A 25276-nucleotide genomic window follows, 5' to 3' on the forward strand; every position below is an offset into this window, starting at 1 on the left:
GACTATGGAAAGATCAGCGCCCTTCTTATTTAGGGGCCATCCGCAACGCCCCGTCCATACGGATCACTTCACCGGACAGATAGGCGTTTTCAGCGATATGTTGAACAAGGCTCGCGAACTCTTCCGGCTTGCCCATACGACCAAAGGGAACAGATGCGTTCAAGGCATCCTGCACTTCTTGCGGCATATTCAACAACATCGGTGTTGCCATGATTCCCGGCGCAATGGTCATGACACGAATACCTTTAGAGGCCATTTCACGCGCAATCGGCAGGGTGAGGGAGGCCACACCCCCTTTAGACGCCGCATAAGCAGCCTGACCGATTTGACCATCGGCAAACGCGATGGAGGCTGTGTTGACAACAACACCGCGTTCTTCCCCATTGATCGGGTCTTGGGTCAACATATCTTCACAGGCCAGACGGCTCATATTGAAGGTGCCAACCAAGTTGACGTTGATAACTTTTGAAAACAGATCAAGATCATGTGCGCCATTGCGCCCAACAATTTTAGAAGCGGGCGCGATCCCAGCACAAGACACCACAATGCGGGCAACCCCATGGGCTTCACGTGCTTTTGCAAACGCATCCTGTGCGCTTTGTGCATCTGACACATTACATTCAACCGCAATACCGCCGATATCGTCTGCAACTTTTTGCGCGGCATCCATGTTCATATCAAAGATAGCGACTTTGGCACCGGCTTTCGCCAATTGGCGCGCTGTTGCTTCCCCCAGACCAGAAGCGGCACCGGTTACAATCGCAGCAAGACCCTTAACGTCCATGTTTTAAACTCCCAAAAAACTTTACCTTTACGTTAACGTAAACTTCGGAAGGTTATAGCAGAAGGCAAAAAACCACGCAAGCGCGAAGCCATGTTGGGGCAGGGTTAGCCCACCATCTCTTTTTTGCGGCGGCGTTTTTGGGGTTGGTGGTAATTTTCCTCGGTGATGGTTTCCAAAAGTTTTTCCCGAATAGACTTCAGCTTGGTTTCGGAATTCACCTTTAGGCCAAAGACATCTTTGACATAAAAAACATCCACCGCGCGCTCCCCAAAGGTCGCAATATGGGCCGAGTTGATCTGTAACCCCAGCTCGGACAGGGTGCGCGTCACATCATACAAAAAGCCCAAACGGTCACGCCCATTGACTTCCACCACCGTAAAGGCGTTGGACACTTTATTGTCAATCAACACCCGTGGCGGCACAGTAAAGACCTCCCGGCGCGATTTCAGGGTGTTGCGCGTGACTTTTTCCAACTCACTGGCCGGATAAATCTCACCTTTTAGGGCTTTGTCGATCCGTTCCGCCAATCGTTTGATTTTCTGTTCGCTATCAAACACTTCGTTGGATTGATCTTGCACTGAAAAGGTATCAAGCGCCATGCCGTTAGACAGAGTGGCAATTTTCGCATCCACAATGGACCCATTGGTCAAGGCCATCGCCCCTGTGATGATGGAAAACAGGCCCGGATGGTCAGCGGTATAGACCGTGATTTCACTGACATTGTTAAAGGTGTCATGTTCCACATTGATATGAACCGGCCCGTCTTCTTTTTCCGCCCTTTTGACCAGTTTGGCATGACGAACCTGTACATCGGTTTCAAAACTCAGCCAATAGGCCGCATTACCCAGCTGGACATAATTTTCGACATATTCAGGCGAACAGTCTTTCAACGCCTCACGCAAGGCCTGTTGTTTATATGCCACCCGGGCAGCAACCCCACCAGCCGCAGATTCCCCGCCCGTCAACACCTCAAGGGCGCGGGCATAAAGGATGCGCAACAGGTTACCTTTCCAACCATTCCAGATATCAGGGCCAACTGCGCGGATATCACAGACCGTCAGGATCAACAGCAAACGCAGACGTTCGGGTGATTGCACCACTTCACAGAATTTTTTGATCAGGTTCGGGTCTTCCAGATCGCGCTTAAAGGCGACGTGGCTCATGGCGAGGTGATGACGCACCAGCCACGACACCGTCTCGGTTTCCTCATCACTTAAGCCCAAGCGCGGACCCAACTTCATAGCCACTTCTGCGCCCAATTCACTATGATCACCGCCGCGGCCTTTGGCGATATCGTGCAGCATCACCGCCACATAGAGAGCCCGGCGCGAAATCACTTCATTGATCGCGCCACAACAAACCGGCAGTTCTTCACGGCTCTCACCACTTTCAACGCCATTCAGTTCCCCAATGGCTTTGATGGTATGCTCATCAACCGTGTAGGTATGGTACATGTCGTACTGCATCTGGGCCGTGACGCGGGCAAAATCGGGGATAAATTTCCCCAGCAATCCCACTTCCCCCATCAAACGCAAAATCCGTTGCGGCTTTTTGGGCGAGGTCAGCATGTCTAAAAACATGCGGTTGGCGTCGGGATTTTTGCGCATCTTGGCATTGATCAAATGCAAATTATCGCGCAATTGCTTCAACACAAACGGGTGAATATCCAGATCGTGATCCTGCGCCACCTCAAACAGACGGAACATCAGCAAAGGATTATCGGCAAAGGCTTCATGATTTTCCATGGTCAAACGACCGGAATCGACCTTGAAACCTTCCACATTGCGTTTGAAAAAATTTGTCAGGATGGTAAAGCGCTGCTGGTGTTTTTTCTGCTGTTCTTCCAACACCGCGCACAGGTTACGCGTTAAATCCCCAACGGTTTTTGCTGTCAGATAATAATGCTTCATAAACCGTTCCACGCCGCGGGTGCCGGCCCGGTCTTTATAGCCCAATTTTTCTGCCAGCAGATGCTGCACATCAAAAGTCAGACTTTCCTGTGGGCGATTGGTCAGGTAGTGCAAGGCGCAGCGCACGGTAAACAAAAAGTTCACCGCTTTTTTAAAGCTATTGGCATCTTCTTCCAGAATAACACCATGGGACACCAAATCACGCCAGCGTTCGACCCCATACGTATATTTGCCAATCCAATAAAGCGTTTGCAGATCACGCAACCCGCCCTTGCCTTCTTTCAGGTTGGGTTCCACCACATAGCGGGTGTCGCCCATGCGTTGATGGCGATCATCGCGTTCTTCCAGTTTCGCATCCACAAACTGACGCCCGGTGACATCGACAACCTTTTCCTGAAAGCGTTTCTGGAATTCCTTAAACAGAGATTTATTACCCCAAAGGTAACGCGCATCCAGCAAAGCGGTCTGAATGGTCAAATCCTCTTTCGCCATTTTCAGGCATTCATCAATGGACCGGGTGGAATGACCGACCTTTAAGCCTAAATCCCATAAGAGATAGAGCATATATTCAATGGCTTGCTCCCCCTTCGGTGTTTGTTTGTAGGGCAGCAAAAACAGCAGATCGATATCGGATTGGGGCGCCATTTCCGCACGCCCATAACCGCCGACAGCAGCAACACAAAACTGTTCCCCTTTGGTCGGGGTGTGGATCGCGTAGACATATTTGGTGGTAAAATCGTACAGGGTACGGATCAGCTGATCGATCAAAAAGGCATAGTTATGGACTGTGACAATCCCATTTGCCTTTTTGTCATCGAAACGTCTCTGAATTTCATCACGACCGGACTTCAACGCCTCTTTAAACAGTTTGAGGACGTCTTTTTGCATTTTTGTCGAATAGCCAGACCAGCCCGCCATATCTTCCAGTTTCACCCATAAGGCTTTGCGGTCAATGATATCGCGTTGCTTTACAATCTTGGCCATGTCGGCATATCCCTCGCGTTGCTTTCTAACCGCCTAGTTTATGGTGCGACGTAGAATTGGCGTCCAAACCAACGCCAACGCCCTTCACCGGCAGGCATAGTACAATTAAGCCTCGTACGACCCACTGGCAAGGGTTTTTCCATACGGACTTCAACCCTGCGTTCCCATAATTTCTCGACCCGCACCTTACCTTCATGACCGGAGAAACAGGCAAGCGGGGACAAATCCCCGACTTCTTCGGCAACACTAAAGCCGACCAAAGGCGGATTGCGCTTTTCAATCATCATATCTTTCGGCTGCAATTCCTGCACAAACAAAGACTTGGTCTGCGCCACCATCTGAAAACGTTTGAGATCGCCGTATTTTTCGTTCAAGGCAAAACGCGAGAGATAATACGGATCATCGCCTGTGCCTATGGCCCCGCTATGTTGACCAAAGGCCGCTTTCATCCCAAACCCGCGCACAACCTCGATTGCGGCAAGGCTGGCTTCCCCATAAGGGTAGGCGAAAAGATCAGGACGATACCCCAGCTTTTCTTCAAGCCGTTGTAAAGAGCGTGCCATTTCATCCCCCACACGCGCTTGCGACGCTGCCGCCATATGCAAATGACTTGCCGTATGGGCACCAATGCTGACCAGCGGATGGTCCGACATTTCGCGCACCTGTTTCCAGTTTAAATATCCGGCATATTGGCGATCGATCGGGTCAGTAGACAAAAAGATGGTAAACGGAATGCCCGCTTCCTTGAATTTGGGAAACGCTTTTTCGTAAATACTGGCGTACCCATCATCAATGGTGATCGCCAATGTTTTATCGGGCAGGGTTTCGCCTGCCTTTAACTTCTCCACCAAGTCCCCAAGCGCCAGAACGTTATAGCCGCCGGACTTAATCTCCTGAATGTGAGACTCAAACTGATCCATGCGAATATTGGTCGCAGGGAAGCTGTCTTCACCGAAACGGTGATACATCACAACACTGGCAGAACTTTGCGCAAAGACGGGCAATGCCGAAACAAGGCTGAGGGCAAATGCCGCCGCCGCCATCAAAGGTTTTTTCATGGGAATTCCTGCACAAAAATTTTGTCTAAGATATTAATATCTCAATATATTTTGAAAAGGGCAAGGGGTTAATCTTCAACCGTAACTTTATTGCGTCCGGTTTCTTTTGAACGATACAACAATTTGTCAGCACGCTTGACCAAATCGTCCAAGTTCTCACCAGCCTGCGCATAGACAACCCCAAAACTTGAAGTTACGTTTTTACGATCTTCAAGGGAGGCATACTGCTTTTGCTCGATAGTTTTACGCAGGGCTTCAAGCAATTCTGATAGCTCGTTTTTTGTGATGTCATTCAGCAAAATACAGAACTCTTCACCCCCCATGCGGGCCACCAGGTCATGGTCGCGCGTACATTCTACCAAAAGTTTGGACACCCCCTTTAAGACCTCATCCCCCACATCATGCCCATAGGTATCATTTACACTTTTAAAGTGATCAATATCCAACATGGCAAGGGCAATATTTGTGCCTTCCCGACGTGCCCGATTGAGCTTTCCTTCCCCATTTTCAAAGAAGAATCGTCGATTATAAAGGCCTGTCAGAAAATCACGTGTCGCCGCATCCACAAGCGCTTGCGTCTTTTCGATCAAATCGACCGTTTGGGTAATCCGACAGAAAAACTCTTCCGGCTGAAACGGCTTGGTGATGAAATCATTGGCCCCGACCTTGATAAAACGTGCCGACAGAGTGGCTGAATCGACGCCAGACAGGCCGATAATGGCAAGTTCTTCTTTTTCATAGGTTTCGCGAATGGTCTTAGTCATTTCAAAACCATCTACCGGCGCCATGGTGTAATCGCTGATAATCAGCTTGATATCACGATTATCCTGCAAAATATCCAGGGCCTGCTGACCGTTTTCGGCCTCCAGAACCTGAAACTGATATTGACGTAACAAACTGCCGACATGAGTACGAATGGCACTGGCATCATCAACCACCATGGCCTTGATCTCACGGTTTTTCAGCAGGCGATGGACCATATTGCACAAATAGCGCAAGCCAACACGACTTTCCTTGACCACGTAATCGACGATGATCGGATTTTTTAAAAACTCATCGCGTTGCTTTTCATTAAAAGCGGATGAAAAAATAATGGTGGGGATGTTGTGACTGCTCAGCAGACTGATGGCCTCCCAATCCCGCGCATCGCTTAGGCTCATACAAGAAATTGCAAGCGCATACGGACTGTCCGTGTTTTGTTTAATATGGTCTTTGGCGGCCTGTAAACTATCGACCCAATCCACGTCGACATGAACAAATTTCTCAAGCTCAATCGTCAGGAGAGAAGAAACGGTTTTCGAACTCTCTACCAGCAGAATTTTCATTACTATTTGCCTTATTTATTTGGCGGATGTTTTTACTTCAGGCGTATCTTCAGCAGTTTCACATACTTGGCATTTAGACAGGGAATTTAAAGGGAGAAGTGCAAAATAACTGCCCGGTTCTTTCATTTTCCCGGCACGTTCAGCAGCTTCTTTCCCAAATCCCCAAAAAACATCACCGCGCACAACCCCTTTAATGGCGCCGCCCGTATCCTGTGTTACCACCAGACGCGAAATCGGATCTGTGGAAACCGGATCCGTGAAAGTATAAAGCCACATCGGTACGCCCAAAGGCATATAGCGTTTATCGATGGCAAGGGATCGCCCCGGTGTCAACGCAACGCCTTGCGCCCCAACCGGTCCCTCGTCCTTAAGCTCCCGAAAGAAAATGAAAGACGCATTTTCCCGCATCAGCTCCTGACCTTTTTGCGGATGCGTTGCCAACCACTGTCGAATGGCCTGCATGGACATATCTTCTTTGCTGACTTCCCCGCGATCAATCAAAATACGCCCGATCGAGGTATAATCATGCCCATTGTGCCCATCATAGCCAACCCGCATGGTCGATCCATCGGCAAACTGGACACGTCCTGAGCCTTGAATATGCAGGAAAAAAGCATCAACCGGATCATCAACCCAGACAAGCTCCAGATTTTTACCGCGTAATTTGCCCGTTTCAATCTCGCTTCGGCTGGCGTAAGGGACCAGTTGCCCGTTTTCCAACCGACCGGCAAGGCGCTTGCCATTCCATTGCGACTTAAATTCCCCTAAGCCGACAAGGACCAAATCATCCGGCCTTTTATAAAGCGGCGTTTGGTAGGGTCCACTTTGCCGATAAGCGCCGCGTAAGCCCGCTTCATAATAGCCGGTAAACAACCCCGCCGCAGGCTTATCGTCATCTGCGATATCCGACACCAGATAAGGTTGGAAATTTGCTTCAAAGAAAGAACGCGCCTTGGCATGATCCCCATCGGGCAGAGAATAAACCTGCGTACAAAGAGACTTCCAATCCCCGGCCGTCCCCCCAATCCCATTGGGACCGATCGCGCGATCATTGGGTTTACGGCCAAATGTCTTACAAGATTTACGCAAGGCCGGGATGGCATCAAACACAGTATCGGCTGACCAACCGGGCAGGGCTGCAAAAGAAACCGGCACAAGCGTTTGCTGTGCCGTTTTCAGTGCTTCTTCAGAAGGCTTTGCATCTTCATCGGGATTTTGGGGTGACACCGCACAGGCGGAAACCAAAAGACCAAGTCCCAGTACCCCTGCACGTGCCGATACAGATGCGCGCCACTTCTTCACAATGCTATTCCGTCTGTGTTGCTTTCAGGAACCAATTTGGACTTTTTGACGTCACATCACGTTCAAACGTCCAAACATCCGTGATCGTATCAATATAGTTGTTATCACCATCAACCACGTCGCCGTTGCTATCCGTCGTGACATTGACCTGTTCACTGATAATACGCACCGTAACTTCCGCGAGATTATCCGCGAGATTAGCGTCTGTAATCTCGATGGAATTAATACCGATTACCGTTGTTTCCAAGGTTTCACCAGCAGCTTTACGGGCATCCAATGCCTGTTCAAAGTTCTGATAAACTTCTTTTGTCAGCAGATTTTGCAGGGTTTCACGATCATCATTTGCAAAGGCATTGATGATCATATCAAACGCACCGCCAGCCCCTTCGACAAAGCCATGTTGGTCGAAATTTGGATCCACTTCCATAATATCGGCCAACGCCTGTTGAACCGGACCCACCGGCTGAATTTCCGTCACCACATCGGCAGGCTTTTGTTGAGCCGGATTTTGCGGCTCGCTACCGGGAAGATGAATTACATTGTCACGCTCATCACCACGATCGGCTTCTTCCGCCGGACCGGGATTAAACATATCACGATGGTTACGGTTTTCCTCGTTACCATCCTTGCTACCCAAGACACTACGCAGACGCAGAAAGATAAAGACCGCGATCAAAGCCAGTAAAATAAGATCAAAATTTGCCATAATGAATAATTTATACCCGTTACCATTTAATTGTAGTGTAGCTTGCGCTTATGCTGTTGTAAAACTAGATAATCTTAATTCACCAAAAGGGCAAGGATTCACGGGCAGAAACACATGGGTTTTATCTTACTTCTTCTATTTATCGGCGTCCCGGTCATCGAAATCGCTGTTTTCATTCAAGTTGGCGACGTCATCGGTCTGTGGCCCACCCTGATTATCGTGATCCTGACTGCCGTTCTCGGTACTCATCTTTTACGTCAACAAGGGCTTAGTACCCTCATGCGCGCCCAAAACACCATCAACGAGGGGCGCGTCCCCGCCGAAGAGATGTTTGATGGTATTTGCCTTGTTTTAGCCGGTGCCTTCCTTCTCACCCCCGGCTTTGTAACAGATACAGTTGGATTTCTTTTATTCTTTCCGCCTTTTCGGGCATTTATGAGAAAACATATAAAAGAAATCGTCTTAAAGCGCGGCAACGTTCATGTTGTTGGTCCTGATGGCCGTCCTATTCATCCTCATAATCCTCAAGATACACAAAAACAAAATTCAAAAGTTATCGACGCTGATTTTGAAGAGATTGATCCAAATCCCGACAGTCCCTGGTCGGAAAAAAAGGATTAACGATCGCGTTTTTTCATGTTACCAACCCTTTAATTAAAAATTTTGCAGATTAGGAGTAGGGCTTATGGCCGACCAAAACGAAAATAACGCCGCAGCAGAACAAAACGCTGTTCAACTTGCCATTCACGGTCAGTACATCAAAGATTTATCCTTTGAAGTGCCAAATTCACCGGGTATCTACGCCAAATTGATGCAAGATCAGCCTGATGTGAATGTAAATGTGGACGTTGACGCCAAAAAGCTGACAGAAAACCAGTATGAATGTGTTCTTCGCATTCGTGCAGACTGCAAAGTTAAAGACGATGTTGCCTTTATTTGTGAGCTGGCATATGGCGGTATCTTTGAAATTAACGTCCCGGAAGAACATCTGGAGCCGATGTTGTTGATCGAATGTCCGCGTATGTTGTTCCCGTTTGCCCGTCATATCGTTGCAAACACCACACGCGATGGGTCTTTCCCTCCGATGATGCTGAACCCGGTCGATTTTGCCGGCATGTACCGTCAGCGCCTCGAAGCGTTGGCCGCACAAAAAGAAGCCGAAGGCGAAACAAAGAACTAAGTTCTGCCATTCAATAAAAAAGCCCGCAAAAATCAGGATCGATTTTGCGGGCTTTTTATTTTTAATCTATTTATCAGTGATCAACCAAAGCTTTCGCGCGTTTTTTCTTTTCTCCGTCCCATTTTTTCGGGGCAGTGGGGGCTTTATGATCATGTTCAATCGTCGTTCCCATATGATCATCTTCCAAAAAGACTTCGCCGCCATGGTTTTTAACCAAGACACCGCCCCCGGACCAATGGGCGACTTGAAGCTGGTTGTCCAACTCCCCTACAAAAAATTTCGTACCGCGAATACCGATTGTCGCACTGCGGGTCAGTATTTTCATCCCCTCCGGATTAGTCTTGGCAATCTGACCAGAGATGCCATCCATTGCGCCATTTAAAAGCTCTGTAATGACATTTCCCTCATTCCCTTGACCAAAGGTGTAATCAATTACAACAAAGGATGTTTTTTCACCGAGTTTAAAACTACCATCATCAATCATTGCAATTTCAAGGCGGGAATCCTGACCCGTTGATAAAATATCACCGATTAACACCTCATCACCCGCCTTAAGCGGGCGAACTTGTGCGTTTTGTACAGCAAGTGCCGATCCTGTAATATGTTTAACCTTACCTGCAACCTGAAGGTCGGCAAAAGCAGCCTGTGAAAAAATAAAAACCAGAAAGGTAAGACAGCTCAAAATCAATCTTTTTTTCATCTTAACCACCTTCTTTTCCTCGATACCAAATCGGATCATTTATTTTTTCCATAAACGCAGCATGGGCTGCTAATTCTTCTTCCGTGGCATGATGGGGGCGGGGCTCACGAAACACCCGTTCAATCTTTACATCCTCATCGTCATCATAGACATTTTTGCCCAACAACAGGCCCGGTTGACGTCCGCCGATCAGTTCCAGATAAACTTCTGCCAACAGCTCACTATCAAGCAAGGCGCCGTGTTTTTCCCGGTTGGAGTTATCGACCTGATAACGACGACACAGCGCATCCAAGTTTGCCGGCGAGCCGGGAAACATCTTGCGCGCCATGATCAGGGTATCGACCACGTTATTTTCCATCTCCGCAAAACCATGCTGTTTCAGTTCCCAGTTCAGGAATGGCACATCGAAGCCCGCGTTATGGATAACAAGGGTAGAATCCCCAATAAAATCAATAAATTCCTGTGCCACTTCCTTAAAGATCGGGAAGTCGCGCAAATATTCTTCCGACAGACCGTGGACCCGAAAGGCCCCTTCCGGCATATCGCGTTCAGGATTGATATACTGGTGATAGGTATTGCCCGTGGGCATATGGTTTTCCAGCTCCACACAACCGATCTCAACAAGACGGTGGCCTTGCTTATATTCAAAGCCCGTGGTTTCGGTATCAAGTACGATTTCGCGCATGGCTTTATCCGGCATCCAAGGTAGGTTTTAGTCTGATCTGCCCTTAAACAGCAGGTCTATGGATTTATCAGCTATGGCGTCATTTGCATAACCAAAACTCCCCTGATCGCGCATTTCCTGCAAGCAGGTTTCCAACATGGCAAAGCAACGCCGCATCAATGACCCGCCCGTGGAAATCCGCTTCACTCCGCAGGCCGCATATTCCGCCATACTCAACGGTGTGCCGGATAATCCCGCGACCACATTGATCGGGGCAGCGATTTCTTTAACCAGTACCGCCATTTCTTTTGGGTCGCGGACACCGGGGACAAAGATACAGTCTGCCCCGGCTTGCAAAAACGCATTGCCGCGTTCAATCGCCATCTCCAAGGCATTTTTCTGTCCGGTCAGATAAGTATCGGTACGCGCGTTAATCACAAACTCATCCCCCACCGTCGCTTTAGCAGATTTGATCGCACTTACTGCTTCATCAAACCCGATCAGGTCGGATAGGTCACTGCCCCTCGCATCTTCGATATTTGCCCCGACAACCCCCAGACTTTGCAGCGTCTTTAAGGTTTTTTCCAGATCGCCATAGCCTGTTTCCACATCGGCGGTGACGGGAATGCTGACCACATTGACGATTTTTTCAATGGTTTCAAACATCAAGGTCGGGTCAATGATCGAGCCATCACACATGGCATTGGAATAAGCAATCCCCGCGCTTGTGGTCGCAACCGCCTGAAATCCCATTTTTTCCACCAAATAAGCCCCGCCCGGTTCCCACACATTCGGCAGGATAAACGGCGCTTTTTGATGATGGAGGGACTTAAACTTTTCTGCCTGTGTCATCTGCTTTCCTTATTTGGTTAGGATATGATGTCTTGAATAATCCCTTTCACCTGAAAACGGGCATGACGAAACCCATTTCCGGTGAAAATGACATAATCTGCGCGTTTTCTCTTTTCAAAATCCGACAGTTGCTTTTTTAAGATGGCACGGAACTTTTCCACCGTCATGTTCGGACGCGCGAGCACGCGTTTTTTTTGCATGATCTTGGACGTACTGACAACCGCCACCCCATCGCAACGTTTTTCCCCTTTGGTTTCAAATAATAAAGGGATATCCAGCACGACCATTTTATGACGCTGCAACTGACATTGGCGTAAAAACTTGCGTTCTTCTTCGCGCACCATGGGGTGTAAAATGGCTTCCAATTTTTTAAGCGCCTGATCATCACCGAAAACCAATGGTCCCAGCTTGAGGCGATCAACCGTGCCGTTTTCTGCCAATGATCCGGGGAAAGCCTTGGCAATAAAAGGGGTTGCGCGGCCCTTTGGTCCCATTAATTTATGCACCGTCGCATCCGCATCATGCACAGGGATGCCATAGTGCTGAAACAGCTTTGCCGTTGCACTTTTCCCCATCCCGATGGAACCGGTTAACCCCAAAATATACATCAATCCGCCAATACAAACTGGCGCAACTCGTCCGTCACTTGCGGGTCTGTGCCAAACCAGGCTTCGAACCCCGGGCGTGCCTGATGGAGCAACATGCCAATACCATCAACAATCGGGCAGCCATGGGCATGTGCTTTTTCCAGCAAATTGGTCATCAGCGGGACATAGACAATATCATTGACCAAGGCTGTTTTGGGCAGATCAAACAAATCAATTTCCAGTAAGCCTTGCCCGTGCATGCCCAAGGTGGTCGTGTTGGTCAAAAGGTTACAGTCCTCCAAGGCCGCATTGCGATCTTCCCAATCGACAACAGTGATGGGAGCGTCCAGTTCTGCCGCCAAATTTTCAGCACGCGCGCGGGTGCGGTTGGTCAACCGTATCTCCGGCACACCGGCTTCAGCCAACGCCACAATAACCGCACGCGCGGCCCCGCCTGCCCCTAAAACCACCGCAGGGCCAGCGTCTGCCTGCCAATCCACAGCACCTTGTTTTAAATTTTCATAGAACCCAAAACCATCGGTATTATCGGCAAAAATTGATCCATCTTCTTGAAAAACAAGCGTATTTGCCGCACCGATCTTTTCAGCCCGCGCACTGACTTTATCTGCAATCTTTAGGGCACTTTCTTTGTGGGGTACGGTAACATTAACGCCCTTAAAGCCGGATTTTTGCAGGCCACGGATCGCGCTTTCAAAATCTTCCGGTTTAATCGCCAAGGGCACATAAGTGCCGTCGATTTTATACTGTTCCAGCCAAAACCCATGCAAACGCGGGGATTTGGAATGGTTTACAGGCCAGCCGACAACCCCTGCCAATTTTGCGTTACCACTTAAGATCATGATATTTCTGCCTTTTATCCGAATTATCGCTGAATTATATCTTGCGTGCGTAAAAAATCCAGCACTGCCAAAAGCGGCAGCCCCAGAATGGTGAAATAATCCCCTTCGATGCGGTTAAACAACTGCACACCCTGACTTTCCAGCCGATAGCCGCCCACCGTCGTAAAGAGATCATCGCCCATTTCTTTTATATATCTGTCCAAAAACGCATCACTAAAGGCGCGCATGTCCAATTCAGCACATTGATGATGGGACCAGAGACACTCTTGCCCCCGCACAATTGCAACCGCCGAGATCAGGCGATGGGTTTTCCCACGCAAAAAAGACAGTTGATCACGCGCCTGATCCAAGTTTTTCGGTTTATCAAAGCGCTGTCCTGCACATTCCATCATTTGATCCGCACCAATGACCAAACTGTCCGGATATTCTGTCGCAACGGCAAAAGCCTTGGCGGTGGAGAGGTTTAAGGCCGTACCTACAACCGACAAGCCTTGCCCTTTAATGACCTCTTCATCCAAATCGCTGGCTTTTGTTGTGATCTCAAGGCCGGCACCACGCAGTAAATCGGCGCGTGATTGCGACGCTGAGGCGAGAATTAGGCTCATTCTTCCCCCCAGTTATCATCTTCATAGGCTTGATCGCGCTTCATTTTTAAGTTCAGGATCGCGGTTGCAGTTTCCTCAATGGATTTGCGGGTCACATCGATCATGGGCCAGCTGTTTTTATTGCAGAGTTTTCTCGCAAATTTAACCTCATCCACAACCGTATCGAGATCGATATAATCCGTATGAGCCGTCTCATTCAGCATACTCAGGCGATTTTTGCGCACCTGTACCAACCGACGCGGATCTTTCGTTAACCCAACGATCAAACATTTGGAAAATTTTGGATCCGTCAGATCAAAGGGCAGGGGACATTGCGGCACCAACGGCACATTGGCGGCGCGCACGCCTTTGTTTGCCATATATATGCAGGTCGGCGTTTTTGAGGTCCGCGACACCCCGAGCAAAATCACATCTGCGGTATGTATTTCATGAGTCGATTGCCCGTCATCATGGGCCAACGCAAAATGCATGGCCTCGATCCGTTCAAAATATTCTTCATCCATTTCATGCTGAAGACCCGGTTTAAACATGGCTTCGGTATGAAAATAATCTTTCAGTGACGCCATAATCGGATCCAACACCGCAATACAAGGCACGCCCAGCGATTCACAGCCTTTTTCCAACTGAGTGCGTAAACCTTTATCGACCATTGTAAAGATTACCACACCGGGACGTTGTTTAATGGCGTTTAAAATTTTGGAAACCTGGCCCGCTGTGCGCACCAACGTCCAGACATTTTCAGTCACGGTGATGTCATTGAACTGTGCAACACAGGCGCGGGCCAATGTTTCGATGGTTTCGCCGGTGGAATCGGAGACAAGATGGATGTGATAGCTGTTCATAACTCTGCCAAACATGGGGATAAGTCGGTATTTTAATCACAAGCGAAAATTATACCCCTGTTATTTCGCTTTTTGTCCGAACGGTTGTGACGGGTGGGATAACTCTTTGCGCTTTACCCCAGACTGGGGACAAGCGGCCCTTTTGTAAAAGTTATCCCCATTATCCCCATAATTCACCCTATTTTTGGCGACTCGTTTAAAAAGATCAACCGACTCCGCGACTCAAAACTCAAAATCCACAGCCGCGACTCCATTTCAGCCTTAATTGTGACAAAAACATCCGCCATATGGGGACAGCCTGTGGATTAAATTTGATCCCCGTTATCCACAGGCCCAACAACAACAACATCCTAAAGAAAATAACCTTTACTATTGTTATTGAACTGTGAATAACTCCACGAACTCAAAGACGGATCAAAGGGAAGAATTGAAACATGGCATCTCAAGAGAAACTGTTCTTACGCGCTTTAAAAGGTGAAACCACAGAACGTCCACCGATCTGGCTCATGCGCCAAGCAGGGCGATATCTTCCCGAATATATGGAAACACGCGCTAAATCGAAAAATTTCCTGAACTTCTGTTATTCCCCCGATCTCGCAACCGAAGTGACTTTACAGCCTCTTCGTCGCTACGGCTTTGATGCAGCCATCCTCTTTGCCGATATTTTGACAATTCCAGACGCTTTGGGACAAAAAGTTGAATTTATTAAAGGCGAAGGGCCAAAATTAGAACCTATTCGCAATAAAGAAGAGCTTTCAAAACTGAGCATGGACGGGATACATGACCATCTTGCCCCCGTCTACGAAACTGTCAGCAGGTTAAGTAAGGAAATTCCAGAAACGACAGCGCTTATTGGTTTTGCAGGGGCACCTTGGACGAACGCGACCTATATGGTTGAAGGCCAGGGATCAAAAACATATGAGACTATTCGTCTAATTGCCTATCAAGATCCTGATTTTTTCCAAGAACTGATCAATCTGTTGGTCGAAGCGACAACAGAATATCTGTCTAAACAGATCCAAGCGGGCGCTGAGGCCGTACAATTGTTTGACAGTTGGGCGGGGGTCCTTCCAGAAGATCAGTTTGAGCGTTGGGTGATTGAACCAAACAAAGAAATCACCTCACGCTTGAAAGATATGCATCCGGGCATCCCTGTCATCGGCTTTCCACGCGGCGCAGGTGAACTTTACAAGCGTTTCGTTATAGAAACCGGTGTTGATGGCGTCAGTATCGACCAGACTGTCCCGCTTGAATGGGCGGCGAAAGAACTTCAACCGCTGTGCACAGTGCAAGGAAACCTTGATAATCTCTGTGTCGTTGCGGGTGGGCAACAAATGGAAGAACAGGTCGAAAAAATTCTCAAAACCATGACCAACGGGCCGTTTATCTTTAACCTCGGTCACGGCATCGTGCCGCAAACACCGCCGGAAAATGTCGCCCGTGTCGTTGAAATGGTGCAGAATTTCAAAAAGTAAGCCTATTATAGATAAGCAGGAAAGAGAAATATGAAGCTTGCAGTTGTTTTATTTAACCTTGGTGGCCCCGATAGTGTGGAGGCCATCGAACCTTTCCTGTTTAATCTGTTCAATGACAAAGCGATTATTGGCGCACCACAGCCGATCCGCTGGATGTTGGCGCGCTTTATTTCCTCTAAACGGGCCCCTGTTGCGCAAGAAATTTATGGCCATTTGGGCGGTCGATCCCCGTTGTTAGAGATGACACAAGATCAAGCAAATGCGCTTAGAGAGGCAACTTCGCTAAAGTTTGGCGAAAATGTCGAGGTTCAAACATTCATTTCGATGCGGTATTGGTATCCGATGAGCGATGATTGTGCAGAAAAAGTGAAAGCTTTTGAGCCAGATCACATTGTTTTACTACCGCTTTATCCGCAATTTTCGACGACAACCAGTGAATCGTCTATCAAAGACTGGCATCGCGCGGCAAAGAAGGCAAAAATCAATGCCGTAACCACAACAGTTTGTTGCTACCCCGTAAATAATGGATTCATTGACGCTATTGCAGATTTTTTGGTCCCGCAGATTGAACAGGCCAGTCAGACAGGTAAACCGCGTATTCTGTTTTCAGCCCATGGCCTGCCGAAGAAGATTGTCGATGGCGGCGATCCCTATCAGTGGCAAGTGGAACAGACAGCGCAAGCTGTGGTGGAGAAGCTCAATAGAGACGGTTTAGATTGGTGGGTAAGCTATCAAAGCCGCGTTGGCCCGCTGGAATGGATTGGCCCAAATACGGAAGATGAGATCGTGCGCGCCGGCAAAGACAAAGTGCCGTTGATCATTGTGCCGATCGCTTTTGTCTCAGAACATTCCGAAACTTTGGTCGAGCTGGATATCGAATATCGCGAACTGGCGGAAGAACACGGCGTGCCGCTTTATCTACGTACCCCAACTGTTGCGACACACCCTAAATTTATCAAGGGGTTAAGTGATATTGTCTTCAATCATATCACCCAAGATGGGGATGTGATGCCGGAAGGTAAGATCAAAATCTGCCCCAACAGCCACAGCCGTTGTATTTGCAAAGGATAATCCATGTTTTTCGAAGATAGTTATCTCTGGTTCAAGGCCCTGCATGTGATCTCTGTGCTTGCGTGGATGGCAGGTCTGTTCTATCTGCCGCGCTTGTATGTCTATCATACCTCAGCAGAGGTCGGCTCAGAGCTATCTGAGACGTTTAAAGTGATGGAACGACGCTTGCTGCGCGCGATTATGAACCCGGCGATGATTTCTTCAGTCATTTTTGGTGGATTGTTGCTGGCAGAGATCAATGCCTGGGATCAAGGGTGGCTACATGTCAAGCTCACTTGCATCGTCTTGATGATCGGCTTTCATATGATGCTGGCGAAATATCGCAAAGACTTTTTAAACGATAAAAACCAGAAGTCTGAGAAATTCTATCGCATGATCAACGAAGTCCCGACGCTGTTGATGATCGTGATCGTCATCATGGTGATTGTGAAACCGTTTTAAGATGCAAAACAGGGGAGGCCGCGGCTTCCCCTGTTTTGATTTGATTTGTTTTTAATTCGTGCTGAAATACATTTTATCGGGGTTCAGGTTATAGCTCCAAGGCAGGCCGGAATTGCGCCAGCCGTTGACGTCGCGCACGCCTTTTGATTTGCCTTCTTTGCTGGGGCTGCCTTCAAAGCCATCAACGATGGTGTAGGCGTTTTTGAAGCCTGCTTCATAAAACATATCGGCAGCAGGGGCGCTGCGGTTGGAGCCGGAACGACACATGAAAATAAGTTTTGTGTCTTTGCTGATCTTCATTTCTTCCAGTTTTTCAGAGACTTCTTTGAAGAAATTTTCATTCTTTTTCATGGCGTATGAAGGCTTTTTCGCATGTTTTTGGGTGCGATCGCTTATCATGTAGGGGACATGAATGTCTGCTTCGTCGGTAAATCCGGTAAACATGACTTCAATCGGATCCCGCACGTCGATCAGAAGCGCTGTTTTATCCTGTTGGAGCAGGTCATAGGCTTCGGTTGCCGTGACATAAAGGTCGGATTTGACCTGTGCGGTGGTCTTTGTCGGTTTATCAGCAGCGTGAAGGGGGGCAGCGAGAAGAAGGGCGGCGAGGGTGAATGCGGTGAGTGACAGTTTTTTCATTAGAATATCCTCCAAAATTTATATAAAGATATTCTAATGTAATGAGAGGAACAAGCCTTTCCTTTAAAAACAGGGAGATTTACCCGCCTTAGTTTATTTTGCTTTATCCATTTCCGCTTTTTTGGCTATGACGCCCGCACAATCAGTGACGGTCAGTTCCAACAGATCTTGAGGTTTGCTGGCAACGCTATAGAGGCCGCTATAGACGTAAATACTTGTAAAATATTCAAGTTTTGTCTTCAGGGCTGCTTTGATGGCATCGCGCACGCCTCGATCCATGCCGGTTGTATCGGCCTGGCCCTTGTGATCAAACTTTTCTGGCGGATGATTAAACAGGTAGGCGTTGATATGGTCGCGGATGCGTTGGGTTTTGGTACAGGCGCGGTGACCCAACAGGAATTTGCGTGGTTCCCCATAGACCGTGAAACGGGCATTGATCTTACGTGTGGGGATATAGGTTTCAAAGACACCGAGGAAAATAATATCGTTTAGTTCCGCTGGGGTCGCCTCTACAGATCCGGTCTTTCCGTCAGAACCACCTGAACCTGCACTTCCGTCTTTCTTTGCTGTGTTTTCATTCACGCCTTTTTGAATTTGTTGAAAACGCGATTGAGCATCCGCCATTTTGGTCAGCAAAAGGCTGGAAAGAACGATGAAAGAAATTACGACTGCTTTAAACATTTTCCACTCTGTTTTATATCTATCTCCCTTTAGTAAACTGAATGCGTGGCCTAATAGCAACAGTTGAAATGAAAGATTTTCGGATTACTTGACTTGAATATTCGTTTCAGGTTACATATTTTCTATTCAAGTCACTTTATAGGTGCCTTTTTACCTTCCTTCCTTCCTTTTCGATCAAGCGACACGACCTTATCGAATGTCAGCACTGTCGAAATTTATCAAATAAAACAATAAAGTAGACGAAACTCATTTCGATAACTTTACCTATATTTGATCTTCTCTCCCACAATTACACTGCAGATTACATATGAATCTTCAAGAACTTAAAGACAAATCACCCGCCGATCTTCTAGCCTATGCTGAAGAGTTGGAAATTGAAAACGCCGGGAATATGCGCAAACAGGAATTGATGTTTGCGATTTTGAAAAATCTGGCAGAAAACGATGTCACCATTTATGGCGGCGGTGTTTTGGAAGTTTTACAGGATGGCTTTGGCTTCCTGCGCTCCCCGGAAGCGAACTATTTGCCGGGTCCCGATGATATTTACGTCAGCCCCAATCAGGTTCGTAAGTTCTCCTTACGTACAGGGGATACGGTTGAAGGGCAAATTCGCTCTCCCAAAGACGGCGAACGGTATTTTGCTTTGCTGAAAGTTGAAAACATCAACTTTGAAGAAGCGGCTAAAGCTCGTCACCGCGTCCATTTTGATAACCTGACACCGCTCTATCCGGATGAGCGCCTGAAAATGGAAATCGAAAATCCGGAAGCAAAAGACATGACACCGCGCGTGATCGATCTTGTATCCCCGATCGGGAAAGGGCAACGCGCCTTGCTGGTGGCCCCGCCGCGTACCGGTAAAACGGTGATGCTGCAAAATATCGCCCATTCCATCGCGGAAAATCACCCGGAATGTTATTTGATCGTCCTGTTAATTGACGAACGACCGGAAGAAGTGACAGACATGGACCGTTCTGTAAAAGGGGAGGTGATTTCCTCTACCTTTGACGAACCGGCTACCCGTCACGTACAGGTCGCGGAAATGGTCATCTCTAAAGCCAAGCGTTTGGTGGAACATAAAAAGGATGTTGTCATCCTGCTTGACTCCATCACTCGTCTGGCCCGTGCCTACAATACCTGCGTTCCGAGCTCCGGTAAAGTATTGACCGGTGGTGTGGATGCCAATGCCCTGCAACGCCCAAAACGCTTCTTTGGTGCCGCGCGTAACATTGAAGAAGGTGGGTCTTTGACTATCATCTCTACCGCTTTGATCGATACAGGCTCTCGTATGGACGAAGTCATCTTTGAGGAATTCAAAGGGACGGGTAACTCCGAGATCGTGATGGATCGTAAGCTGGCGGATAAACGGACCTTCCCGGCGATTGATATCACCAAATCCGGTACCCGTAAGGAAGACCTGTTGGTTGATAAAGGCACATTGTCCAAAATGTGGGTTCTGCGTCGTATTCTCGACCCGATGGGGACAGCCGACGGTATGGAATTCCTGCTGGATAAGCTGAAATATTCTAAAAATAACGATGATTTCTTCGATACGATGAATTCTCGTTAAGCCTAAAATGAGTAAGTGATATCCCGGTCCCCAGTGGCCGGGATGTCTTTTTGTGTTTCACGTGAAACAAGAAGTAGATGCCTATGACCGCCGTTTCCTACGTCATCACCGTTTTTAATAAAGAAGACTATCTGCCGGAAGTTATCCGTTCGCTGGAAGCCCAGATCGGGATTGAGGAACGGGAATATATCTTTGTAGACGATGGGTCCAGTGATCGATCCGTGGAAGTGATTAAGGACTGCACGAAGGATTTACGGGCCAAAACGGTCATCATTCAGCAGGAAAATCTAGGGGCGTCCTGGGGCACCAATGCAGGGGTTGACGCAGCAAGTCATGAGTGGATCAAGCTATGTGACGGCGATGATCTGCTGACACCGCATTCGTCGTTGTGGTTAATCGAAGCCTGTGAGCGCTTGAATGTGGACCATGCTTGGGGGCATTCAGCCTATTTTGAATGGAAAGGGCAGGAAGACCCGTTAAGCCGTCCGGCCCCAAAACCGGAAATGGAAGTGATGGAAGATGGTTTAAGTTTTTTCATCAGAAACAATCCGGCAAATTCCACCTGCATGTTGTTTAAAAAAAGCTTTTATCAAAAAGCAGGGGGATGTGATCCGCGTCTCGTTTCACCGGATCAGATGTTGTTTTTACGCCTGTTTGCAGAAGGGCCGGGCGCACGCGTCCACGGGGATGTGGGTCTCTTGCCCCATGCAGCGCCAGACCGCCTGAGCGCGCAAAAAGGCCGATCGCGCTATGAATCTGTGCTGGCCATGTATTTCCTGATTTTGGAACGTCCCGACTTAAACGCCGCCCATATTGATTATGCCTACAAGCGGGCGATTTCACGGGCTGAACGGTTTCACCGTAAAGTCTATGGTGGATTGTTTAACCGTTTTGTCTGGGATCATATCCGCACGAAAATCTGGCCCCATAGGGACAAACTGGCAGCGATTAAAAACTGCCTGGCTGCCTTTACACCGGATGGTAAAGTAGAGCGCAGCGTGGAGTGGAAACCGGGGGCAGGGAAGTCAGGAAAAGCAGGGCCGGATTTTACCTGACCCTGCAGACATGACTTAGTCTTCATGCTTCCATTTTCTGAGGTAATCGAGAATATCATCGGTGTCTTTATCGACTTTGCGGATAATCTCTTTATTTGATTTGGTCAGTTCCACAATCATCCGGTTTAGCTCTTTATTCTCATAGGCGACCGCGCGAATAATTTCATTAAGTTCCTGATTTTGTTTGGAAAGCTGTTCAATCCGGCTGTTTTGTTGATGCAGCATGTCGGTTGAGGCTTGGCGCACCACCCGATCCAGAATGATAGAGCCAAAATAACCCGCCAAGGTGCCAAACACCCCGATCCCTGTCGCCGCTAACGGCACGGCCGCAATACGTCCGATGAGGGTGATAGGGTAATGATCGCCAAAACCGATGGTGGTGACAATCATGAAACACAGCCAAATCGCATCGCCAAGATTGGTGATATTCGCACCAGGCCGTGCCGATTCTGCCCAATAAAGCAGGGGCGCACAGACGCCGATGACCACGAGAGTCACTCCACCTAAAACCAGAAAAACGCTTAGAAAATCAAGACGCGCGATAGAGAGATAACGAAAACAGACACGGATGAAGTGGAAATTCATACTTACTGGCCAAAGACGGTTTTTAGGATTTCAGTGGTGCGTTTTGCCGGATTTTCACGGATGGCGGCTTCTTCTTGGGCGAGGTAATGGAAGATCCCGCTGATCGCCAATTCGGTTGTGTGATTGATTAAATCAGCCTTCACGTCCGGGACAAATGGGATATCTTTATATTGCGACATCAGGCTGTCATAGGCGTTGATCGCGCCAACATCTTTCAGGCTATTTTCCGCAATCGGCGCAATTGTTTCACGCAAGTTTCCACTGGAGACTTTCTTAAAATACTGCGTCGCTGCATCGTTCGGGCCATTATAAATGGCGCGTGCATCATCTAAACTCATGTTAGAAATAGCATTCACGATAATCTCTTTGGCTTTTGGGGCGGCTTGTTCTGCCGCGCGGTTGAGGCGCAGTTCCACATCATCTGCAAGCGAGGAAAGACCGACTTTTTTAAGCAGGCTCTGGACCTGTACGAGTTGGTCGGGCAGGGGGATATGAATTTGCGGATCAGCGTTATAGCCATCGACAGCCCCAATTTGACCGACAACACGTTCTGTGCCGACTTTCAGGGCTTCGCGCAGGCCTTCGATGATTTGATTGTCCGTGAGGCTGCTGAGCGTGGAGCCGGAACCTTGCACCGAGTTTGTGCGTTGTTGAATGGCATCGACGGTTTTATTGACCACAGAATTCAGGTCAAAAGCGTGAACGGTTGGAGCGGTTAAAAGGCTGCCGGCACAAAGGAGAGAGAAAAGGGCAGTGCGCATAATCATAAAGTCCTGATGATATCGAAAAAGATAAGATCAGATTAAACAGGCTTTGCGGTTTTGTCTATTGCAACAGTCGCCTGTTTCACGTGAAACACTTTGTTTCCAAATCGGTGACTAATCAAAAGCAGGGCAGGGGATTATCTTCTGTGCAAGATTTGAAATTCCAACAAGGGAAAGTGTTATGAAACAAAGAACGATTGACCAGATTGTTTCCCCTATTGCCACCTCCGATGGGGCTGGGGTGAAAATGCTGCGGGCTATCGGCACACCGACGCTGGACCACCTTGATCCGTTTTTGCTGCTCGACCTGTTTGGGTCAGAAGATGGGGCAGATTATATCGCAGGCTTCCCCGATCATCCGCACCGTGGCTTTGAAACCGTGACCTATATGCTGGAAGGCAAAATGCGTCACCGCGACAATGTCGGCAATGAAGGTCTGCTTAATAGTGGCGGCGCGCAATGGATGACCGCGGGGCGCGGTATCGTCCATAGTGAAATGCCGGAACAAACAGACGGCTTGATGAAAGGCTTTCAGCTTTGGGTCAATTTGCCTGCCCGCGATAAAATGACGCAACCGCGCTATCAGGATATTGATCCGCGCGACATCCCTAGCAAAGAACTGGACGGGATCGGCACCCTAAAAGTCATCGCGGGGGAGGCCTTTGGCATTACGGGTGCTGTGTCACAGATTGTCACCAAGCCCATGTTTATCGATCTGGCGATGAAGCCGAATGTGGAGGTCAATATTCCAATCCCTGCGGGTCAAACCGCTTTCCTCTTTTTGTTTGAGGGGAAAATCCATCTGGATTGTGAAGAGATTGAAACCAACCGTCTGGTGACATTGGATGACGGTGATGCGGTCAACGTCAAATCCGGTCCCCGGGGGGCGCGTTTTATCGCCGTTGCTGCAGACCCGATTAACGAACCCATTGCCCGTTACGGCCCATTTGTGATGAACACGCAGGAAGAAATCTATCAAGCTTTCGACGATTTCCGCGCCGGACGCTTTGTTTAAAACGAAAGACAGAGAATAAGAAAAAGGAGAGGTGATCTAAAACCTCTCCTTTTTTGTGTTACGGTAAGAGGATCGTTGATCCGGTTGTCTTGCGCGCTTCCAGGTCTTTATGGGCCTGTGCGGTGTCTTTGAGGTCATAGCGTTGGTTAATATGGATTTTAACTGCGCCGGATTTAACCACATCAAACAGATCATTTGCCGCCCACAACAGGTCTTCACGTTTGGCGACATAGCTCATCAGCGTTGGGCGGGTGAGGAAGAGGCTGCCTTTTTGCGCCAATAAAGTAGGGGAGAAATCGGGCACCGGACCTGTTGCGTTGCCATAGGTGACCATCATCCCCAACGGGCGTAGACAATCAAGGGAGCCTTCAAAGGTGGCCGCGCCAATGGAATCATAGACCACGGGCACGCCTTCGCCGTTGGTGAGTTCTTTTACGCGGTCGGTGAAGTTTTCTTCGCGGTACAGGATCGGATGATCACAGCCTTGGGATTTTGCCAGCTCTGCTTTTTCTTGGGAACCGACAGTGCCGATGATGGTTGCACCTAATGATTTGGCCCATTGTGTCGCGATGGAGCCGACGCCCCCTGCTGCGGCATGGAAGAGGATGGTATCGTCTTTGCCGACTTTATAAATACGGCGCAGCAGATAATGGGCAGTCATGCCTTTCAACATCATGGCGGCGGCGGTTTCAAACTCAATCTCATCGGGGAGCGGAATAACCACTTTTTGATCAAAGTTGCCAAGTTGAGTGTAACAGCCAAGGGCTGCGCCGATGCAAACCCGTTGACCAACTTTTAGGTCCGTGACGTCTGACCCCACAGCTTCAATCACACCGGCACCTTCCATGCCCAAGGGTTTTGGCAGGTCGGGTATGGGATAAAGGCCGCTGCGCTGATAGCAATCGATAAAGTTTAAACCAATGGCTTTAAAGCGGATTTGAACTTGTTGTGCGCTTGGGGCAGGGACGGTGATGTCATCATAAGACAGGGCATCAGCATTGCCCGGTTGATGGATACGAATGGCGTAGGTCATTAACTCTCTTCTCTTGTTTTTTAAGGATTATAGCAAGGATGTGGCGACGGCTTCTTCCATGCGCAAGAGCTGGATTTTCGTTTCCACGCCTTCGCCGCCGGAATAGCCGGTGAGTTTGCCGTTGCTGCCCACGATGCGATGGCAGGGGATGATGATCGGGATCGGGTTTTTCCCACAGGCGCCCCCCACAGCACGCGGGGAGCTGTCTAATTTTTTGGCAATCTCGCCGTAGGTGGCGGTTTGGCCAAAGGGGATCTCGCACATGGCTTGCCAGACCTTCTTTTGAAAATCGCTGCCGTAGGGATCAAGCGGCAGATCAAACTTGGTGAGCTTGGCACTGAAGTAAGCTGAAAGCTGGGCCTTGGCCTCCGTCAATAAAGGGGTTTCTGTTCCCTTTGGCGCTTGACCCCATTCCACAACGACGATCTTTCCCTCATCTTCAAATAAAGACAAGGTACCAACGGGGGTCATGAGGGAGGTGCAGGTGATATCCATTTTATTGTTCTCTTAAACTTGGGGTCGGGCAGTTATATCGCAGACAGAATAATAAGGGCTTTTAAATAACTGCACACGATGTTTTTTTAAGGTGGC

Annotated in this window: 27 protein-coding genes; 8 read left to right on the forward strand and 19 right to left on the reverse strand. The window is 48.6% G+C overall.

Translation table 11 applies throughout. The annotated features are described in order from the left end of the window. Positions 1-25 precede the first annotated feature (25 nt). The 6 genes from Q397_RS0102570 to Q397_RS0102595 all read right to left on the reverse strand — a co-directional run bounded on the left by Q397_RS0102570 (position 26) and on the right by Q397_RS0102595 (position 8069). Positions 26-784, reverse strand: a complete 759-nt coding sequence (locus Q397_RS0102570) for an SDR family oxidoreductase (RefSeq protein WP_028878077.1) — start codon at positions 782-784, stop codon at positions 26-28. Positions 785-888: 104 nt separating this feature from the next. Next, on the reverse strand, positions 889-3678 hold the full coding sequence (locus Q397_RS0102575) for a [protein-PII] uridylyltransferase (protein ID WP_028878078.1): 2790 nt from the start codon (positions 3676-3678) through the stop codon (positions 889-891). Between the two features lie 38 nt (positions 3679-3716). Further along, positions 3717-4736, reverse strand: coding sequence for a polysaccharide deacetylase family protein (locus Q397_RS0102580; protein WP_051609638.1), 1020 nt, complete (start codon positions 4734-4736; stop codon positions 3717-3719). 68 nt (positions 4737-4804) lie between these two features. Continuing rightward, the gene (locus tag Q397_RS0102585) at positions 4805-6061 is read right to left on the reverse strand and encodes a diguanylate cyclase domain-containing protein (RefSeq protein WP_028878080.1); all 1257 of its coding nucleotides are present in this window, start codon (positions 6059-6061) and stop codon (positions 4805-4807) included. A gap of 15 nt (positions 6062-6076) precedes the next feature. Continuing rightward, positions 6077-7363, reverse strand: coding sequence for a murein transglycosylase A (mltA, locus tag Q397_RS20755; RefSeq protein ID WP_240475011.1), 1287 nt, complete (start codon positions 7361-7363; stop codon positions 6077-6079). Between the two features lie 4 nt (positions 7364-7367). After that, complete coding sequence (locus Q397_RS0102595) at positions 7368-8069, reverse strand: Tim44/TimA family putative adaptor protein (RefSeq protein WP_028878081.1); 702 nt, start codon at positions 8067-8069, stop codon at positions 7368-7370. Between the two features lie 114 nt (positions 8070-8183). Between Q397_RS0102595 and Q397_RS0102600 the strand changes: the two genes are divergently transcribed. Both Q397_RS0102600 and secB read left to right on the forward strand, forming a co-directional pair. Next, positions 8184-8690, forward strand: coding sequence for an FxsA family protein (locus tag Q397_RS0102600; RefSeq protein ID WP_028878082.1), 507 nt, complete (start codon positions 8184-8186; stop codon positions 8688-8690). A gap of 64 nt (positions 8691-8754) precedes the next feature. Beyond that, positions 8755-9249, forward strand: coding sequence for a protein-export chaperone SecB (gene secB / locus Q397_RS0102605; RefSeq protein ID WP_028878083.1), 495 nt, complete (start codon positions 8755-8757; stop codon positions 9247-9249). 73 nt (positions 9250-9322) lie between these two features. Here the strand turns inward: secB and Q397_RS0102610 are convergent, their stop codons facing one another. From Q397_RS0102610 to Q397_RS0102640, 7 genes are read right to left on the reverse strand one after another with little or no spacing between them, the layout of a single operon-like run. Continuing rightward, positions 9323-9949 carry a FecR family protein gene (locus Q397_RS0102610; protein ID WP_038012757.1) on the reverse strand — a complete coding sequence of 209 codons (627 nt, stop codon included), beginning with the start codon at positions 9947-9949 and terminating at the stop codon, positions 9323-9325. A gap of 1 nt (position 9950) precedes the next feature. Then, on the reverse strand, positions 9951-10634 hold the full coding sequence (dnaQ, locus tag Q397_RS0102615) for a DNA polymerase III subunit epsilon (protein ID WP_028878085.1): 684 nt from the start codon (positions 10632-10634) through the stop codon (positions 9951-9953). A gap of 27 nt (positions 10635-10661) precedes the next feature. Beyond that, positions 10662-11465 carry an isocitrate lyase/PEP mutase family protein gene (locus Q397_RS0102620; RefSeq protein ID WP_051609639.1) on the reverse strand — a complete coding sequence of 268 codons (804 nt, stop codon included), beginning with the start codon at positions 11463-11465 and terminating at the stop codon, positions 10662-10664. Between the two features lie 17 nt (positions 11466-11482). Next, the gene (coaE, locus tag Q397_RS0102625; RefSeq protein WP_028878087.1) at positions 11483-12073 is read right to left on the reverse strand and encodes a dephospho-CoA kinase; all 591 of its coding nucleotides are present in this window, start codon (positions 12071-12073) and stop codon (positions 11483-11485) included. Then, positions 12073-12912: a shikimate dehydrogenase gene (locus tag Q397_RS0102630; RefSeq protein WP_028878088.1), complete on the reverse strand. Its 840-nt coding sequence runs from the start codon at positions 12910-12912 to the stop codon at positions 12073-12075. Before Q397_RS0102630 ends, coaE begins: the two co-directional genes overlap by 1 nt. 23 nt (positions 12913-12935) lie before the next feature. Continuing rightward, entirely contained in the window at positions 12936-13517 is a 582-nt protein-coding gene (locus tag Q397_RS0102635; RefSeq protein ID WP_028878089.1) for a Maf family protein, read from the reverse strand. Then, entirely contained in the window at positions 13514-14359 is an 846-nt protein-coding gene (locus Q397_RS0102640) for a pyruvate, water dikinase regulatory protein (RefSeq protein ID WP_028878090.1), read from the reverse strand. The genes Q397_RS0102635 and Q397_RS0102640 overlap by 4 nt, the downstream gene beginning before the upstream one ends. A gap of 434 nt (positions 14360-14793) precedes the next feature. Here Q397_RS0102640 and hemE point away from each other — a divergent pair, with 434 nt between their 5' ends. The 3 genes from hemE to hemJ are packed head-to-tail and all read left to right on the forward strand — an operon-like array spanning position 14794 to position 17346. Continuing rightward, complete coding sequence (hemE, locus tag Q397_RS0102645) at positions 14794-15834, forward strand: uroporphyrinogen decarboxylase (RefSeq protein ID WP_028878091.1); 1041 nt, start codon at positions 14794-14796, stop codon at positions 15832-15834. A gap of 30 nt (positions 15835-15864) precedes the next feature. After that, on the forward strand, positions 15865-16905 hold the full coding sequence (hemH, locus tag Q397_RS20760; RefSeq protein WP_038012759.1) for a ferrochelatase: 1041 nt from the start codon (positions 15865-15867) through the stop codon (positions 16903-16905). A gap of 3 nt (positions 16906-16908) precedes the next feature. Beyond that, on the forward strand, positions 16909-17346 hold the full coding sequence (hemJ, locus tag Q397_RS0102655; RefSeq protein ID WP_028878092.1) for a protoporphyrinogen oxidase HemJ: 438 nt from the start codon (positions 16909-16911) through the stop codon (positions 17344-17346). Between the two features lie 51 nt (positions 17347-17397). Here the strand turns inward: hemJ and Q397_RS0102660 are convergent, their stop codons facing one another. Continuing rightward, positions 17398-17985 carry a rhodanese-like domain-containing protein gene (locus tag Q397_RS0102660; RefSeq protein WP_028878093.1) on the reverse strand — a complete coding sequence of 196 codons (588 nt, stop codon included), beginning with the start codon at positions 17983-17985 and terminating at the stop codon, positions 17398-17400. 93 nt (positions 17986-18078) lie between these two features. Beyond that, complete coding sequence (locus Q397_RS0102665) at positions 18079-18666, reverse strand: hypothetical protein (RefSeq protein ID WP_028878094.1); 588 nt, start codon at positions 18664-18666, stop codon at positions 18079-18081. A gap of 307 nt (positions 18667-18973) precedes the next feature. Between Q397_RS0102665 and rho the strand changes: the two genes are divergently transcribed. Continuing rightward, entirely contained in the window at positions 18974-20233 is a 1260-nt protein-coding gene (gene rho, locus Q397_RS0102670; RefSeq protein WP_028878095.1) for a transcription termination factor Rho, read from the forward strand. Between the two features lie 83 nt (positions 20234-20316). After that, on the forward strand, positions 20317-21288 hold the full coding sequence (locus tag Q397_RS0102675) for a glycosyltransferase family 2 protein (protein ID WP_028878096.1): 972 nt from the start codon (positions 20317-20319) through the stop codon (positions 21286-21288). A gap of 15 nt (positions 21289-21303) precedes the next feature. Here Q397_RS0102675 and Q397_RS23785 read toward each other — a convergent pair whose 3' ends face one another. Next, positions 21304-21873, reverse strand: coding sequence for an ion channel (locus Q397_RS23785; RefSeq protein ID WP_028878097.1), 570 nt, complete (start codon positions 21871-21873; stop codon positions 21304-21306). Between the two features lie 2 nt (positions 21874-21875). Continuing rightward, complete coding sequence (locus Q397_RS0102685; protein ID WP_205618789.1) at positions 21876-22634, reverse strand: DUF4197 domain-containing protein; 759 nt, start codon at positions 22632-22634, stop codon at positions 21876-21878. A 184-nt stretch (positions 22635-22818) separates the two neighbouring features. On the opposite strand from Q397_RS0102685, the gene Q397_RS0102690 reads away from it, so the two are divergent. Beyond that, on the forward strand, positions 22819-23652 hold the full coding sequence (locus Q397_RS0102690; protein WP_038012762.1) for a pirin family protein: 834 nt from the start codon (positions 22819-22821) through the stop codon (positions 23650-23652). Positions 23653-23710: 58 nt separating this feature from the next. On the opposite strand, the gene Q397_RS0102695 is transcribed toward Q397_RS0102690, so the two are convergent. Then, on the reverse strand, positions 23711-24685 hold the full coding sequence (locus tag Q397_RS0102695) for a quinone oxidoreductase family protein (RefSeq protein WP_028878100.1): 975 nt from the start codon (positions 24683-24685) through the stop codon (positions 23711-23713). 27 nt (positions 24686-24712) lie between these two features. Beyond that, positions 24713-25180: a methylated-DNA--[protein]-cysteine S-methyltransferase gene (locus tag Q397_RS0102700; RefSeq protein WP_038012764.1), complete on the reverse strand. Its 468-nt coding sequence runs from the start codon at positions 25178-25180 to the stop codon at positions 24713-24715. Positions 25181-25276: the final 96 nt, after the last annotated feature.

This window comes from Terasakiella pusilla DSM 6293, assembly GCF_000688235.1.
GTDB lineage: Bacteria > Pseudomonadota > Alphaproteobacteria > Rhodospirillales > Terasakiellaceae > Terasakiella > Terasakiella pusilla.